Below are 16036 nucleotides of genomic sequence, written 5' to 3'. Positions count from 1 at the left end.
CCATGTCCACCACCCTTCCCGCGGCCAGGCAGTCCGAGGGTTCCGATGACTGCGCAGCCTCCGTGGGCGCGCGCGTCGAATTCCGCGGTCTGCGGCGGGCGTTCGGCACCACCGTCGCCCTCGACGGGCTCGACCTGACCATCGAGCCGGGCGAACTCGTCGCCCTGCTCGGCCCGTCGGGCTGCGGAAAGACCACCGCACTGCGCGTGGTAGCGGGCTTCGAACAGCCCGACTCCGGTGAAGTCCTGGTCGACGGACAGGACATCACCCGCGTACCGGCCAACCGGCGCGACGCCGGAATGGTGTTCCAGTCGTACAGCCTCTTCCCGAACCTCAGCGCCCGCGACAACGTGGCCTTCGGCCTGCGCGTACGCAAGGTCGGCGCGGCCGAGCGCCGCGAGCGCGCCGCCGAACTCCTCGACCTGGTCGGCCTCCCGGACCACGGCGACCGCTACCCGCACCAGATGTCGGGCGGCCAGCAGCAGCGGGTCGCACTCGCCCGCGCCCTGGCCCTGCGCCCGCGCGTGCTGCTGCTCGACGAGCCGCTCTCCGCGCTCGACGCCAAGGTACGCGCCAACCTGCGCGACGAGATCCGCAGGCTCCAGCTCTCCCTCGGCATCACCACCGTGTTCGTCACGCACGACCAGGAGGAGGCGCTGTCGATGGCCGACCGGGTCGCCGTCCTGAACGCGGGCCGCCTCGAGCAGTGCGCCGCCCCGGCCGAGCTGTACGAGCGCCCCGCGACGCCGTTCGTCGCCGAGTTCGTCGGCACGATGAACCGGCTGCCCGGGCGGCTCACCGACACCGGCCTGGTGGAGGTGGCCGGCTCCCGGCTGCCCGTCGACGGCCCGGTCCCGACGGCGACGCGGGAGGTGGAGGTGCTGGTCCGGCCCGAGAACGTCACCGCGACCGCCGACCCCGGGGGCACGGCCACCGTGGTCTCCGCGTCCTTCTTCGGCGCGGTGACCAGGCTCCACCTCGAACTGCCCGGCGGTACCCGCGTCAAGGCGGACCTGCCCTCGCGGGACGCGGGCGAGCTGGCGCCGGGTGCGCGGGCCGCCGTCGGCCTGGCCGAGCGTCCGGTGCTCGTCGTGGCCCGGTCCGCGTGACCGGCCTCGCCGCAGTCCTGTTCGACATGGACGGCACCCTGGTCGACACCGAGGTGCTGTGGTGGCGGACCACCGAGCGGATCGCGCAGGGCCTCGGCCACGAACTCACCGGCGCGGACGCGCCCGAGGTCGTCGGCCGGGCCGTCGAGGACACCGCCGCCCACCTCGTACGGGTCTGCGGAGGGGGAGATCCGTCCGAGGTGGCGCAGGCCCTGACCGCGGACTTCTTCCGCCGCGTCGAGGCCGGGGCGCCGATGCGGCCCGGCGCCCAGCACCTGCTGACCGCGCTCGAGGCCGAGGGCGTGCCCTTCGCCCTGGTCAGCGCCTCGCCGCGGCTGGTCGTCGACTCGGTCGTCGGCGGTTCGCTGGCCCACGTCCCGTTCGCGTTCACCCTGTCCGCCGACGACACCGACCGGACGAAGCCGCACCCGGACCCGTACCGGAGCGCCGCCGAGCGGTTCGGCGCCGACGTACGGGACTGCGTGGCGGTGGAGGACTCACCGGACGGCGCGGCCTCCGCGGAGGCCGCCGGGTGCGGGGTACTGGTGGTGCCGTCGCTGCTGGAGGTGCCGGCCACGCCCGTACGCACCTTCGCGCAGTCCCTGGAGGACGTCACCCCGGAACTGCTGCGGCGCTGCCTTACCGCCGCTGGCGTCCCGCGGCAGGACCGTCAGGAACCCAGGCCGAGCAGCTCCACCACGCCGTCCACGTAGGCGGCCGACACGGAGCCCGGAGCGGCGGCCGCCGCGCGGCGCAGCGAGGGCAGACCGGCACGGACGAACGCCGCGCACTGCCCGTACAGCCCGGCCTCGTACGCGGATCCGTCGTCCTCGGCGCCGAGCAGGGACAGCAGTGTCCACAGCAGGGCCTCACGGGTGGACAGCCGCGGCGGGCCCGCCGACCAGACGGCCATCAGCACCCCGCACACCGCCGGAGCGGGCGGGTGCAGACGGCCGGACAGGAAGGCGTGGCCCTCCAACGCGCGGAAGGCGGCCGGATGTCCCTCGGCGGCCGCCCACAAGGTGTCCACGAGATGCCCGGCGCTGCGGCCGCAGCCGCACGTGACGCTCTCCCAGTCGTGCCGGGCGATCTCCGCCCCCACCGCGTCGGGCACCAGGGGGCTGCTGCGCGGCGTGTTGTCCGTCCCTCTCATGCGAGCAGTATGGGGATCGGGAACCGGCCTGACCAGGGGGTTCCGCCAGTCGGAACGGCCCCGTGACCAGGACCGGGAGCGGGGCCCGGAGCGAGCCCCGAACCGGGTCCCGAACCAGGTCCCGCACCGCGTGCCGGAACGCGTCCCGGATCTTGGCCGGAACCGGATCACGGGGGCCCACGTCTGAGACCCCGTGTGGATGAAACGAAGAATTGCCACCCTGCTGCTGGCCCTGCTCGCGACACAGCTGGGATCCCTGATCAGCCCGGCGTACGCCTGCGGCTGCGGCGCGATGATCCCCGAGGGCTACGCCCGGATCGGCGTCGAACGGGAGACCTCCGTCGTGCGCTTCGACGGCCGCACGGAACAGATCGTGATGCGGTTCGTCGTCCGCGGGGACGCCCCGCGGGCGGCCTGGATCATGCCGGTACCCGGACGGGCCACGGTGGAGCTGGGCGACGGGGAGATGTTCCGGCAGCTGACCTGGCTGACCCGGCCCGAGTTCAAGACCCGCAGCCACTTCTGGCCGCGCGACCGGGACTGGCCGTTCTCCGCCGCCACGGGCGACTCCGTGGGAGCCGCAGCGCCCGGCGCCGGTGACCCCTCGGTCGGCGTCGTCGGCCGCGAGCAGCTCGGCGACTTCGACGTCGCACGCCTCACCGCGACCGACCCCGGCGCACTGCGCAACTGGCTGGAGACCAACGGCTTCAAGCTGCCCGACGGCCTCACCGCCGAGCTGAAGCCGTACGTCGACCAGAAGTGGGAGTACGTGGCCGTACGCCTCGCCCCCCGGCAGCAGGGCAAGACCCTGACGGGCGCCCTCGACCCACTGAAGATCCGCTTCGACAGCGACCGGCTGGTCTATCCGATGCGGCTGTCCCGGCTGGCCAAGACCCCGCAGTCCCTCGGGCTGTACATCCTGGCCGACCACCGCATGGAGCCCGCCTCCCCGATCGGCGGCGCGAAGCCGAAGGTCACCTTCGCCGGCACGGTCACCCCGGAGGGCGCTCTCGCCCCGCTCACCGGCGGCAAGCCGGCGTTCCTGACGGCGATCGACCAGGAGTTCCCGCAGCCGGGCCGCATCGACGGCGACCACGAACTGCGCGCCACCGCCGCCGACACCCCGTACCGCAAGGTGATCTACACCGGCGAACTGCTCACCGTCGGCGGGATCCCGGCCTGGATGCTGACCGTCGGGGCCGTCCTCGTGGCCCTCGCGGCGGGCACGTTCACCCTGCGCCGCCGCAGGTCCCGCAGCACGAGCGCCTGACCGGGCGGCTTCGGGGACCGCTCGGCCGAGGCGCAGCGCGGCCGCGGCACCGGGATCCTCGAGATCCCGGGCCGCGGCCGCCCCCGTATCCACTGCGCCAGGCCGGACCTACACCGGCCGGGGCGGCTGCGTCCGCCAGAACGCGCACTGGTGGTCCGACCCGAACGAGGTCCCGGTCCGCGTCGCCGCGGGGCCGAGGGTGAGCACCGTGGCAGCGGCCCCGGCCCCGGTCGCAGGCCACGCCGTCTGCCCCGCCGCCGCCGGGACGCCGTAGCGAGCGAACGCACCCCAGTAGCGCTTCATCCGTGTCGCGAGCGCGACCTGCTCCGCGGTCAGCGGCCGGTCGCCCATGGTGAAGTCGTGCAGATACGCCAGCTCCGCACTGTGCGCGTTCGACTCGTCGAGACCGGGCACCTGCGCCCCCGCCAGCGTCGGCGAGTTCGGATCGTCGAACTCATAGAAGTACGTGGGCACTTGCGAGGCGAACAGCTGCGCCGTCCACGCCGTCTGGCAGGCGAACGTCGAGTCCGTCGTGACCGCCGACAGCGCCAGGTACGGCGACCCGTACGCCGACACCGGATACCGGGCGAGCACCTCCGGACCGGCCGCCCCGTACCCCGCCAGGACCTGCGCCGTGTACTGCTCCTGCGTCAGGTACGGCTGGGTCAGGGCGACGAACAGGCGCGCCTCGGACCGGGTGCTCCCGATCAGCACCGGCACCTTGTTCCAGTGCCCGCTCCCGATGGCCGTCGCCGGATCGACCGGCAGCAGCCCGTCGCCGGACGCCGGACCCGAGGTGGGCACCGTACGGGCCGCCTCGATCAGCGCCGCCCCGGACGCGGCCCGCAGGCATCCGGCAGCCGCGGCCGGATCCGTACAGCCCGCGGCCGCGGCGAAGGCCCGCGCCTGCGACGCGGCCTGCGCGCCGTCCGGCGGACGCAGCAGCGTGCACGGCCCGCTCTGCAGCACCGCCCGGTGGAACAGCCCGGCCGCAGACGGCGCGGCCAGCAGCGCACAGACGGAACCGCTGCCCGCCGACTGACCGGAGACCGTGACGTTCCCGGGGTTCCCGCCGAACGCGGAGATGTTCTCCCGGGTCCAGCGCAGCGCGGCCATCTGGTCCATCAGCCCGAAGGAGCCGGAACGCTGCGGATCCTCCCCGGCGAGCTCGGGCAGCCCGAGATAACCGAGCTGCCCCAGGCGGTAGTTGATGCTGACGACGACACTGCCGGTGAGATCGGCCATGGTGCGGCCGCCGAACTGCGTGCCCGTGCCCTGGCTGTACGCACCCCCGTGCAGCCACACGATCACCGGCAGCCGGTCCCCGGCACGGGCCGTGCGGGGCCGGTACACGTCGAGGTACAGGCAGTCCTCGCTGACGGCCTGCGGATCACGCAGCCCGAACGGCGAGAACTGCAGGCACGCCGGGGCCTGTCGGACCGCCTCCCGGACCCCGGTCCAGCGGCGCGGCTGCTGCGGCGCGCGCAGCCGTGCCTCCCCGACCGGGGGAGCGGCGTAGGGGACGCCGAGGAACTCCTGCGCGCCGCCGCCGGTGCCGTCATGGCCTTGCCCGCGCAGGACGCCCTGCGCGACGGTGGCCTGCGGGCGCGCAGAACCGCCGGACGGGGCCGCCGTGGCTGCCGCCGCGGGGAGCGCCGGGGCGAGCAGGGCCGCCAGCGCACAGGCGGCGGCCAGCAGCGACCGTGCCGTACGCGGCCGCCTCATGGGCGGAGCCCGGCGATCAGGGCCGAGGTGACCGCGAAGTCGGCCGGCCCGGTGTTCCAGTCGGCGTTCATCGGGCTGACGGCGATCTTGCCCGCACTCACCGCCTCCACGTCACCGCCCTTGGCGGCCGGCTGCGGGCGCACCTGTACGGTCACCTTCCAGGTGCCGTCCCCGGAGTCGGTGTAGTCCGCCTGGAGCGGGGCCTGCGGGTCCTGGAAGGTCGCCGCCACACCGGACGCGGTGCCCTTGCCGTCCGCGCCGACGATCGGGTGGTTGACGTTCAGGCCGACGCCCTTCGGCAGCAGCGGGCCCGACTTCGCCCGGCTGCGCAGCCGGTCGATCAGCTTCACCGCGAAGTCCATGGTGGGGTCCATCGCGTTGACGGTGGCGGTCGGATCGGGCGCGGCCATGCCGCCCGTGCTCAGCGCGATCGCCGGGACGCCGCTCTCGAGGGCGGCGACTGCGCCGCCGACCGTACCGGAGTGGGTGGCGAGACCGGCCACGTTCGGGCCGAAGTTCGTTCCGGAGACCACCAGGTCGGGGGCGTGTCCCTCGAAGACCTCGGAGAGGCCGAAGGCGACGGAGTCCCCGGGCGTGCCGTCCACCGCCCACACCTTCGGCTCGGGGTGTTTCACCGCGACGGTGGGGGCGCTCATCATCTTCGTGCCGGTGCCGCTCTGATTGGTGAGCGGGGCGACGATGGTGACGTCGTGTCCGGCGGCGGTCAGCCGGTCGAACGCCTTGCGGATGCCGGGCGCGTTGTAGCCGTCGTCGTTCGTGAGCAGGATCCGCAGCGGGGCCGCGGGCGCCGCCGTACTCGCTGCGGGCGCGGTCTGCGGCGAGGCGACCGCGGGCGCCGTACCCGCGAGGGCTGCGGTGCACACGATGAACACGGTCGGCGGCAGAACTCGCTTGCGTCTCACAGAGAACTCCTTGGGAGGGGAGGAAGGCGAGGGTGCGGTAGGGGTGGTGCGAGGAGGGTGTGGTGCAGGACCGGCGGGCACACGACCCTCGGCATGTGCCCGCCGGAGTTCGAACCGGGCCGCCGCGATGCGGCAACGGCGGCCCGGGGACGGGGATCAGCGCACGCTGCGGATCGGGAGGATGGCGAGTGCGCCGATCAGCGAGAGGGCCCCGCCGACGAGGAAGAGCGGGGTGTATCCGCCGAGGGCGGTCACCACGGCCGAGGCGACGAACGGGGCGATGATCTGCGGCCCGGCGTTGGCGATGTTGAGGACGCCCATGTCGCGGGCGGCGTCCTCGGCGCGGGGCAGGACCAGGGTGACCAGTGCGGTGTCGACGGCCATGAAGCAGCCGAACGCGAGCCCGTTGAGCGCGCTGAAGACGAGCATGCCGGTCCAGGTGGGGCTGACGACGGGGACCACCATGACGAGCCCGGCGAGGGCGGCCGAGACGCCGACGAACACCTTGCGGCGGTCCCACCGGTCGGACAGCATCCCGCCCACCACCGTCGAGACGGCCATCGCGACCATCGACACGGGGGTGAGCACCGCCATCGCGGCGGGCGGGGTCAGCCCGGAGGGCAGGCTGATGTGGTCGTCCAGGATGTACAGCTGGTAGCCGACGACGGAGAAGTAGCCGAGGACCATCAGGGCCCGGCCGATGAACGCCCACCGGAAGTCGTGATTGGCCAACGCCGAGAGGAACGCGGCGAGTTGAGCCCGCTTCGGGACGGCGGCCGGGGCGGGACCGGTGCGCGGCACGTCCCGGCACAGGAGGGTGAGCAGCAGTGCGGAGGCGGCGACGATCGCGCCGAAGACCAGGTACCCGGTCCGCAGGTGGTCCGCGGTCCTGGAGGCGATCAGCACTCCGACCGTGCCGCCGATCGGCAGGCCCAGCCCGACCAGCGCGGACGCGGTGCCGCGCCGGGCGACGGGCACCCGGTCGGGGACGATCGCGGTGACCGCGGCCTGGTAGACGTTCATGGTCGCCTGTACGAGGCACCAGCCGATGCCGACGAGCAGTGCGATGGTCGCGTATCCGAGGAACGCGAGGGCGGCGAGCGAGCCGAAGGCGCCGCCGAGGATCCAGGGGTTGCGGCGGCCGCTGCGGTCGGAGAGGGCGCCGGCGATCGGGTTGAACGCGGTCGCGAAGACCGCGCTGACCCCGCCGATCACACCGAGTACGGCGACCTTGTCGTCGGGGGCGATCTGCGCGACCTGCGTGGGCAGCAGGATCGACCCGACGCCCATGTAGACCGCCATGAGGGCGGAGTTCGCGACCAGCAGCAGGGGCAGCAGCGCGCGCTGGCGGGGAGGTTCGGGATCCGCCGGGGCGGGTGAATCGACCAGTTCGTTCTGGGCCATGACGACTCCTCGGGGGACGGGGCGAGAAGGGGTGTGGAGAGGCTCGGCGCGGGGGCCCGTGGCGGAGAGGGGTGCACCCTGCGTGGGCTGCGGCGAGGTGCTGCCGCCTGGGAAGGCTCGGCGGGCGCTGCGGTTCACATGATGTTGTTACACGTGTCACCTTCGGCGCTTGGACACTGTGTAGCACCCATTTCAGGGCGTCGCTAGAGGCTGAGAGGTGGCGATGTGCGGATCGTGACCGACCGGCGGGTAACTCTGCGAGGACGTGTAACCATCACCCCAAGGCCACTGAGCAGGGCTGTTGTGTCCGGAATCCCTCTTGCGCTTGTGGCGACGGTCACGCATCCGCAATACTCCGTGCCGCATCGCGACGACTCCCGTCGCCGCTCACCGCACGAGCCCGCGGCCGGCTTCCTCCGGTCTCCGGTCCCCGGTCTCACGCCCGCGGTCTCGGGCCCCGGCCCCCTGCCTTCGGCCCCGTGAAGTCCTCCACCCCCTGTGCCTGCTCTCTGCGTGCCCCCACCGCCCGGGGAGACCACCGTGAAAGGCCTGTCATGCCACGTTCCTCCGCCGTGCCCCGGTCCGGGCACCGCGCATCCCCGCCCCTGATCCCCGCCCCCCGGCACCACCTCCCGGCGGACCCGCCCCGCCACGCGGTCGCCGTCGGCGCCGCGCTCCTCCTCGGATCGCTGCTGATCGGCCTCCTGGTCTCGGTCGGCGAACGCCCCGTCTTCCAGGGGCTCGACGACAGCTGGGCCGCGTCCATGGACGGCTCGCGCGCCGACGCCCTCACCGGCCTGGCCACCCTCTTCGACCGGCTCGGCGGCCCGCTCGGCACGGTCCTGCCGCTCGGTCTGGTCGGCTGCCTCTGCGTCTACGGGCGCTGGCGGTCCGGGCTGTTCGCCCTCACCGCCGGCATCGCGGCGAACGTCCTCCTGGTGCTCCCGCTCAAGCACCTCGTCGACCGGCCCCGCCCGCCGCATCCGTGGGTCCTGGTCAACGACGGCTCGTTCCCCTCCGGCCAGGTGTTCACCGCCGTGACGCTGGTGTTCGTGGCCGCCGTCCTGGTGTTCCCCCCGCGGGCCCGCCGCTGGTGGTGGCTCTTCGCGGCGCTGTACGTCGTCGCCATGATGGGCAGCCGGACCTGGTTGCACGCGCAGTGGCTCAGCGACACCGTCGCCGGGGCGCTGGCCGGCGCCGGCAGCTGCATGCTGCTGTGGAGGGCGTTCGCGCCGCTCCTGCGGATCGAGGCCGAGCGGGTCGCGGCCGACAGCCTGTGGTTGTGAGGGCCGCAGGCCAACGAGATATATAGAGAATCATTGACGGTCGTCCATTAATCGCCATACCCTCGCACGGGGGGCCGGCGTGCGCCCACCGCACCGCCGGCCCCCGGAGCGACGAAGGAAGGGCCCCATGGCACACACCGACAACCGCACCCCGCCCCCCGTGGTCGACCTCCCCGCAGGGCGACTGCGCGGCGCGATCGAAGACGGGCTCTGCGTCTTCCGGGCGGTCCCGTACGCCGCACCCCCCGTCGGCGACCTGCGCTGGCGGCCCGCCCGGCCGCATCCCGGCTGGAGTGGCACGCGCGAGGCGAGCGCGGACGGCCCCAGCGCCCCGCAGATGTACGTGGAAGGCGGCGATCCGGTCCTCGGCGGTCACGGCTCGCCCCCCTTCGACGAGGACTGCCTCACCCTCAACGTCTGGACGCCCGCGGCGGACGACGCCCGCCGTCCGGTACTGGTGTGGATCCACGGCGGCGGCTTCGTCTCCGGGTCGGGCTCGCTGCCCGGCTACGGCGGCGAGACCTTCGCGCGGGACGGCGACCTGGTGTTCGTCGGCATCAACTACCGCATCGGACCGCTCGGTTACCTCCCTCCGGAGGGCGCCGGCGGGGCGGAGGGCGACGAGGTGGCCAACCCCTGGCTCTCCGACCAGCTCGCCGCCCTGCACTGGGTGAGGGAGAACATCGCCTCCTTCGGCGGCGACCCGGACCGGATCACCGTCGCCGGCCAGTCCGGCGGAGCCGTCTCCACCGCGGCCCTCGCCGGGCACCCGCAGGCCGCAGGCCTGATCCGGCGGGTGATCCTGCAGAGCCCGCCGTTCGGGCTCGACCTGCCCGACCCCGATGCGTACCGGGAGCGCACCGAGGCCTTTCGGGAGCTGGCCGGCGCCAAGACCGCACAGGAGCTGCGCGCACTGCCCTGGCCGGCCCTGATCGGTGCGGCCGGCGGCCTGTTCGCCCGCACGATGCGGTGGGGCTACTGGCCGACGCCGTTCCTGCCCGTCGTCGACGGGGAAACGCTCGAGCGCCATCCGGCGCAGGCCCTGCTGCACGGGGCCGCGGCGGGCGTCGACGTCATGATCGGGTGGACCCGCGAGGAGGCCAACTTCGGCTTCGGCCTCGACGAGGGGTACGCGGCCGCCACCAGGGAGCAGGTGACCGACCGGATCGCGGAGACCTTCGGGGCCGGGGCCGCACCCGAGGTCTACGCCGCGTACGAGGCGGCCCGCCCCGGCGCCGGTCCGGCCGGCGTCCTCATGGACCTGATCACGGACGAGCTCTTCCGGGTCCCCTCCCTCGGGCTGGCCGAGGCCAGGGCCGGTTCGGAGCACCCCGTCTGGGCCTATCAGTTCGACCTCCCCACGCCCGCGTACGAGGGCCGGCTCGGCGCCGCGCACTGCCTCGAACTCCCCTTCGTCTTCGACAACTTCGAACAGTGGTCGCACGCACCCTTCCTCGCCGGGCTCGCCCCCGCCGTCCGCGACGGCCTCGCGCAGACCATGCACCGGGCCTGGATCGCGTTCGTCCGCACCGGCGACCCGAACCACCCCGGCATGCCGCAGTGGCACCGGTACGGCGCGCGGACGCGGACCACGATGCGCTTCGACTCGGTCGTCACCGCCTTCGACGACCTCGCGGGGCCCTCGCGCCGCCTGCACGAAACCCGCAGGGATCGATGATCTAACTCGTGTAACCTGGGAGGAGAGGTGTAAGTCGACCCAAGGGAGCACCGAGGACCATGCCCAGGGAGCCCAAGGAGACGAGCACCCCCGCGTCGCCCGTGTCGATCACCAGCGCCGACGTGGCCCGGCTGGCCGGGGTGTCACGCGCCACCGTTTCGTTCGTGCTGAACGACACCCCCGGCCACCGCGTCAGCGAGGGCACCCGTACGCGGGTGCTCGACGCCGCCCGGCAGCTCGGCTACGTACCGCACGCCGCAGCCCGGTCCCTGCGGGCCGGCCGCAGCAACCTCGTCCTGATGCCCGCGTCGATCTCCGCGATCGGCCGGCTCGTCAGCGACTGGGTCGACGACCTGCACAGCGAGCTCGACCGCCACGGCTACACGGCCGTCCTGCACGCGGGCCGCTTCGCCGACCCCCTCGACGCCGCCCGGGCCTGGGCCGAACTGCGCCCGGCGGCCGTCGTCGCCCTCGACGGCGACCGCTTCACCGCCCAGGCCGCCGAGCTGCTGACCCGCGCCGGGGTGCGCGGTCTGCTGGCCTTCGCCGCCCGCCCGGTGGAGGGCGTCCATACGATCGGCTTCGACCACGCGGACATCGGCGCCACCGCGGCCGAGCACCTCATCGCCCGGGGCCGCAGCAGGATCGGCGTGGTCATGCCCCGGGAACGCGGCCTCGGCACCCTCGCCGGCCCGCGCCTCGCCGGGGCCGAGTCGGTCGCGGCCCGGCACATGGCGACGGTGACCCCCGTGGAGCTCGCGTACACCGGGGAGTCCGCGACCGCCCTCGCCCGGCGCTGGCCGAGCCTGGGTCTGGACGCCGTCTTCGCCTACAACGACGAGTACGCGGCGCTGCTCCTGCACGCCCTCCGGGCCGAGGGCATCGCCGTACCGGACGAGGTCGCGATCGTAGGCTCCGACGACCTGGTCCTCGCCTCCCTCCAGGAACCGCCCCTCACGACGGTCCGCCTGGACCTGCCGTCGGCGGCCCGGGTCGCCGACGCCCTCCACGAGCTGATCGAGACGGGGAGGACGCCGCCGGTCCCGGCGATCGAGGCCCTCCTCGTCCACCGCGCCACGTCCTGAGCCCGGCTCGACGGCCAAGTTCGACGGTGCCGTGCCGCGGCCCGGTTCACGCGCACGTCCGAGCGCCGCAGGTCCGACACCCCGGCGGCGCAACCCGCCCGGCCTAGCGGGTTCGCGCGGGGGTCGACGACCGCGGCCGTCGGGCCTGCTCCCGGGCGAGGGCGGGGGCGAAGGCCCACCACGCCAGGAGTGCGGCCCCCGCGCCGGCCGCTGCACCGGCCACCGTGTCGGTGAGCCAGTGGGCGTGGAGCCAGGTGCGGCTCCACATCATGGCCAGGGTGAACACCACGCCGCCGGCCCACCACGTCCGCCGCCGGGCCGCCGGGACCAGCAGGACGCCGGCCAGTACGACGAGCAGTGCCGCCCCCGCCGCATGGCCCGAGGGGAAGGAACCGTGGTCGACGCGGACCAGCGGGTGCGCCGGGCGCGGGCGGTCCACCAGGTGCTTGAGCGCCTGCACCACCAGCATGTTGCCCGCGAGGTAGACCCCGAGCAGGAAGCCCGCCGAAGTCCAGCGCCTGCGGACGAGCAGGAAGACCAGCATCCCGAGCGGCACGACGACGCCCAGCGGGCCGCCGAACCAGTTGAGGACGGCCGCGGGGGCCGCGGGGAGCCCGTCGTGCGGGCCGCCCATCCAGCGCAGCCACCGGTCGTCCGCTCCCTGGAACGGCGGGTTCGCGACGTCCGTGCGGACGGTGAGGGCCAGTGCCGCGGTCAGGGCGAGCAGCAGCACGCCCAGGAGCAGGGTGCCGGGGCGGCGGCGCAGGTCCGCCGCCTCCGGCCGGGCCGCACCGGGGCGGACCGAAGTGAGTGTGTGCCGGGACATGACTGCCTTTCGACGTGCGCGTGGGGGCGCGGCCGGGCCGCGCCCCCACGGTGGGACCGGTCTGTGGAGCGGTGTGTCCGGGACGGGGCGGGGGCTCAGGCCCCCGCGCCCAGGTGCCGGGCCAGGAACGCGACGCTCTGCGCGACGATCGCGGGGACGTCGGGGGAGCCGAGGAAGATGTGGTCGGCGCCCTCCACGGGCTGCAGCGCCACCTCGCCTCCCGCGCCCGTCAGCGCCTCGGCGAGTGCCTCGCTCTGGCTGTACGGGACGAGCCCGTCCGCGGTGCCGTGCACCAGCAGGAACGGCGGCGGGTTCGAGCCCGGGACGGCGTACGTGACCGGGCTCGCGGCCCGGGCCGGCTCCGCCTGCTCGGCCGCGGGAACGCCCAGGAGGGCGTCGTACGGGTTGGGGAACTCGGCGCCGGTCGGCATCGGCAGCGGGTGCGCCGCGAGGGCCACCAGGTCGTGGACCCCGTACCAGTCGACGACGGCCAGGACACCGGTGTCGCCGGAGCCGACCCCGTGGGAGCCCTCCAGTGCCGCCAGGGTCCCGGCATCCGTGCTGCCCGGGCGGACGAGCCCGGCGAGCGCGGCCAGGTGGCCGCCCGCCGACTCGCCCCAGACGCCGATCCGGTCCGGGTCGATGCCGAGGGGGGCGGCGAAGCGCCGCACGTAGCGGATCGCGGCCTTGACGTCGTGCAGCTGCGCGGGGAACGGGGCCTCGAGGCTGTGCCGGTAGTCGATGGAGACGAGCGCGAGCCCGGCGCCGAGGACCGCACCGTGCAGCAGGGCGGCGGGCACGGTCGGCGGCGGGTACCGGCGGTCGCCGTCCAGCCAGCCGCCGCCGTGGATCCAGACGACCGCCGGGAACGGGCCTTCGCCCGCGGGGAGCTGTACGTCGAGGAGGCGGGGGCGGTAGCCGGGGGTGGTCGCGTACGTGATCCCGTCGAAGCGGCGTACGCCGTCCGCGCCGGTCACGGGCGGTACGGGCTGCTGGAACGGCGGGGGCGGCCAGGTCATGTCGGCGATGTCGAACTCGGCCGGGGGAGACTGCGTCATCTACGGCTCATCCCATTCGGTGTGCGGCCTCGGAGGCCGGCGGGTCCCGGTGCGGGCGGCCCAGGCTTCGTAACGTTTGTCCGAAATGCTTGCGCGGGGCACCGGGGAGGCTTAGCGTGTTACACGTGTAATCACGACTCTAGCGACGCGTTTCCGCTGACCACAAGCCCATCGGGCCTCCGAGTTCCTGGGTAGTTACACGAGACACTCAACGGGCGGCGTCGCATTCCCCTCCGGGAGCACGTCATGTTGACCACCGCCACCCTTCCCGCCGGGGCCGCCCCGGTCGCCGCCGTCCCCGCGCAGCCCGCCGGCGCCCCGGCCGCTGCCGCTGCCGCGGCCCCGGCCCGGGTCCGCAGCTTCGCCCAGTGGGCGGTCGAGCCCGCCGCGGTCGCCGTACCGCTGGTGCGGGCCCGCGTCCGGGTCGTGCTGGAGGGCTGGCGCATCGCCGCCGAGGTCGTGGACGTACTGCTGCTGGCCGTCAGCGAACTCGCCGGGAACGTCGTCCGGCACGCCGCCGCCGCCACCGGGCGGATGCGGGTCGGGGTGGCCTTCGGCGGGGGATGGCTGCGGCTGGAGGTCGCCGACCAGGGGGCCCGGCCGCCCCGGCTGCCCCATCCCGCCGCCGAGGTCGGCCCGGATGCCGAAAGTGGCCGCGGGCTGCTCATCGTCCAGCTGCTCGCGGCCGAGGCGGGCGGCGAACTCTCGGTCATGGCGCATGAGTTCGGCACTTCCGTACGGCTCTGCCTGCCGGTCGCGCCGGCCGCCTGAACCGGTGTGCTGGCGGTCCGGAGGCTGCCCGGCGTCCAAAGAAATATCGAGGAATGTTGACGGACGCAAAATTATCGAGATAACTTGCTCCGCATCTCCCCCGCTGCTCCCTGATTGAGGTGCCGCCCCATGGAGCTCTCCCCTTCCGCCCACGCCGACCCCTTCTGCAGGGACCGGCTGCCGGCCTTCCCCCTCTGGCCCGAACTCCACTTCGATCTACCGGAGTTGGCCTACCCCGACCGCCTCAACTGCGCCGGACGCCTGCTCGACGAAGCCGTCGAGCGCTGGGGCCCCGACCGCACCTGTCTGCTGACCCCGACCGAGCGCTGGACCTACGGCGAGCTCCAGCAGCGCGCCAACCAGGTCGCCCAGGTCCTCACCGAGGACTTCGGCCTCGTCCCCGGCAACCGGGTCCTGCTGCGCGCCCCCAACAACCCCTGGCTCGTGGCCGCCTGGTTCGGCGTCCTCAAGGCCGGCGGCGTCGCCGTCACGACGATGCCGCTGCTGCGCGCCGCCGAACTCGCCGAGCTCTGCGAGATCAGCCGTCCCACCGTCGCCGTGTGCGACCACCGCTACCTCGGCGAACTCGCCGCGGCCGCCGGTCAAGGCCTCGCCGAGCTGCCGGTTCTCGCCTACGGCGGCCCCGGGGACGGGGACCTGACCGCGCGCTCGGCGGCCAAGAGCGGCGTGTTCGCCACCGTCCCCACCGCCGCGGACGACGTGGCGCTGATCGCCTTCACCTCCGGTACGACCGGGCGCCCCAAGGCGACCCTGCACTTCCACCGCGACGTGCTCGCCAATGCGGACACCTTCTCCCGGCACGTGCTGAAACCCCGCCCCGACGACGTCTTCACGGGTACGCCGCCGCTCGCCTTCACCTTCGGCCTCGGCGGGCTCGTGGTCTTCCCGCTGCACGTCGGGGCCGCGACCCTGCTGATCGAGCAGGCGGGCCCGGAGCAGCTGGCCGACCTCGTCGCCGAGCACGGCGTGACCGTCCTGTTCACCGCGCCCACCGCCTACCGCGCGATCATGGCCGCCGGCGCGGCGGGCCGACTGGCCGGGCTGCGCCGCTGCGTGTCCGCCGGAGAGGCGCTGCCCGCCGCCGTGTGGGAGGAGTTCCACGCCGCCACCGGACTGCGCATCATCGACGGCATCGGCGCCACCGAGATGCTGCACGTCTTCATCTCCGCGGCCGACGGGGACATCCGGCCCGGCGCCACGGGCCTGCCCGTGCCCGGCTACCGCGCCGCCGTGGTGGACCAGGGCGGCAACCCCGTCCCCGACGGGCAGCCCGGGCTGCTGGCGGTCACCGGACCCACCGGCTGCCGCTATCTCGACGATCCGCGCCAGACGGCGTACGTCAGGAACGGCTGGAACATCACCGGCGACACCTACGTCCGCGATGCCGACGGCTATTTCTGGTACGTGGCCCGCAGTGACGACATGATCGTCTCCTCCGGCTACAACATCGCGGGCCCGGAGGTCGAGAAGGCCCTGGCCGCCCATCCGTACGTCGAGGAGTGCGGGGTCGTCGGCGCCCCCGACGACCGGCGCGGCATGCTCGTCAAGGCGTACGTCGTGCTCGGGGCCGGTGTCCCGGCGGACGAGGCGACGGTCCGTGAGCTCCAGGCCCACGTCAAGGGGGCCATCGCCCCGTACAAGTACCCGCGTGCCGTCGAGTTCGTCGCGCGCCTCCCGCGTACCGGCAACGGGAAGCTCCAGCGCGGCGAACTGCGCGAATGGGCCCG

General features: G+C 74.0%; 13 protein-coding genes and 1 pseudogene. 8 read left to right on the top strand and 6 right to left on the bottom strand.

Annotated elements, in window-relative coordinates:
- The first annotated feature begins 2 nt into the window (after positions 1 to 2).
- The gene (locus ACFYXK_RS26470; RefSeq protein WP_389413363.1) at positions 3 to 1109 is read left to right on the top strand and encodes an ABC transporter ATP-binding protein; all 1107 of its coding nucleotides are present in this window, start codon (positions 3 to 5) and stop codon (positions 1107 to 1109) included.
- On the top strand, positions 1106 to 1822 hold the full coding sequence (locus ACFYXK_RS26465) for an HAD family hydrolase (protein ID WP_389413362.1): 717 nt from the start codon (positions 1106 to 1108) through the stop codon (positions 1820 to 1822). The genes ACFYXK_RS26470 and ACFYXK_RS26465 overlap by 4 nt, the downstream gene beginning before the upstream one ends.
- Here ACFYXK_RS26465 and ACFYXK_RS26460 read toward each other — a convergent pair.
- Complete coding sequence (locus ACFYXK_RS26460; protein WP_389413361.1) at positions 1780 to 2262, bottom strand: hypothetical protein; 483 nt, start codon at positions 2260 to 2262, stop codon at positions 1780 to 1782. The genes ACFYXK_RS26465 and ACFYXK_RS26460 overlap by 43 nt on opposite strands.
- 199 nt (positions 2263 to 2461) lie before the next feature.
- On the opposite strand from ACFYXK_RS26460, the gene ACFYXK_RS26455 reads away from it, so the two are divergent.
- Positions 2462 to 3532: a DUF2330 domain-containing protein gene (locus tag ACFYXK_RS26455; protein ID WP_389413360.1), complete on the top strand. Its 1071-nt coding sequence runs from the start codon at positions 2462 to 2464 to the stop codon at positions 3530 to 3532.
- Positions 3533 to 3640: 108 nt separating this feature from the next.
- Here the strand turns inward: ACFYXK_RS26455 and ACFYXK_RS26450 are convergent, their stop codons facing one another.
- The 3 genes from ACFYXK_RS26450 to ACFYXK_RS26440 all read right to left on the bottom strand — a co-directional run bounded on the left by ACFYXK_RS26450 (position 3641) and on the right by ACFYXK_RS26440 (position 7584).
- Positions 3641 to 5257 carry a carboxylesterase/lipase family protein gene (locus ACFYXK_RS26450; RefSeq protein WP_389413359.1) on the bottom strand — a complete coding sequence of 539 codons (1617 nt, stop codon included), beginning with the start codon at positions 5255 to 5257 and terminating at the stop codon, positions 3641 to 3643.
- Entirely contained in the window at positions 5254 to 6180 is a 927-nt protein-coding gene (gene surE, locus ACFYXK_RS26445; protein WP_389413358.1) for a 5'/3'-nucleotidase SurE, read from the bottom strand. Before surE ends, ACFYXK_RS26450 begins: the two co-directional genes overlap by 4 nt.
- A 156-nt stretch (positions 6181 to 6336) precedes the next feature.
- On the bottom strand, positions 6337 to 7584 hold the full coding sequence (locus ACFYXK_RS26440) for an MFS transporter (protein WP_389413357.1): 1248 nt from the start codon (positions 7582 to 7584) through the stop codon (positions 6337 to 6339).
- A 554-nt stretch (positions 7585 to 8138) separates the two neighbouring features.
- Here ACFYXK_RS26440 and ACFYXK_RS26435 point away from each other — a divergent pair.
- The 3 genes from ACFYXK_RS26435 to ACFYXK_RS26425 all read left to right on the top strand — a co-directional run bounded on the left by ACFYXK_RS26435 (position 8139) and on the right by ACFYXK_RS26425 (position 11633).
- Complete coding sequence (locus tag ACFYXK_RS26435) at positions 8139 to 8870, top strand: phosphatase PAP2 family protein (protein ID WP_389413356.1); 732 nt, start codon at positions 8139 to 8141, stop codon at positions 8868 to 8870.
- Between the two features lie 127 nt (positions 8871 to 8997).
- A complete protein-coding gene (locus ACFYXK_RS26430) occupies positions 8998 to 10548 on the top strand; it encodes a carboxylesterase/lipase family protein (RefSeq protein WP_389413355.1) in 1551 nt (516 codons plus the stop codon).
- A 59-nt stretch (positions 10549 to 10607) separates the two neighbouring features.
- Entirely contained in the window at positions 10608 to 11633 is a 1026-nt protein-coding gene (locus ACFYXK_RS26425) for a LacI family DNA-binding transcriptional regulator (RefSeq protein ID WP_389413354.1), read from the top strand.
- Between the two features lie 103 nt (positions 11634 to 11736).
- On the opposite strand, the gene ACFYXK_RS26420 is transcribed toward ACFYXK_RS26425, so the two are convergent.
- Positions 11737 to 12459, bottom strand: a complete 723-nt coding sequence (locus ACFYXK_RS26420) for a phosphatase PAP2 family protein (RefSeq protein WP_389413353.1) — start codon at positions 12457 to 12459, stop codon at positions 11737 to 11739.
- A gap of 95 nt (positions 12460 to 12554) precedes the next feature.
- Positions 12555 to 13517, bottom strand: coding sequence for an alpha/beta hydrolase fold domain-containing protein (locus ACFYXK_RS26415; protein WP_389413352.1), 963 nt, complete (start codon positions 13515 to 13517; stop codon positions 12555 to 12557).
- Between the two features lie 246 nt (positions 13518 to 13763).
- On the opposite strand from ACFYXK_RS26415, the gene ACFYXK_RS26410 reads away from it, so the two are divergent.
- Both ACFYXK_RS26410 and ACFYXK_RS26405 read left to right on the top strand, forming a co-directional pair.
- The gene (locus ACFYXK_RS26410; protein ID WP_389413351.1) at positions 13764 to 14288 is read left to right on the top strand and encodes an ATP-binding protein; all 525 of its coding nucleotides are present in this window, start codon (positions 13764 to 13766) and stop codon (positions 14286 to 14288) included.
- Positions 14289 to 14417: 129 nt separating this feature from the next.
- A pseudogene (locus ACFYXK_RS26405) lies at positions 14418 to 16028 on the top strand (AMP-binding protein); the annotation flags it as partial.
- Positions 16029 to 16036: the final 8 nt, after the last annotated feature.

This window comes from Streptomyces sp. NPDC002209 (assembly GCF_042890265.1).
Classification (GTDB): Bacteria; Actinomycetota; Actinomycetes; order Streptomycetales; family Streptomycetaceae; genus Streptomyces.
This window is presented reverse-complemented; position numbering and strand designations above follow the sequence as displayed.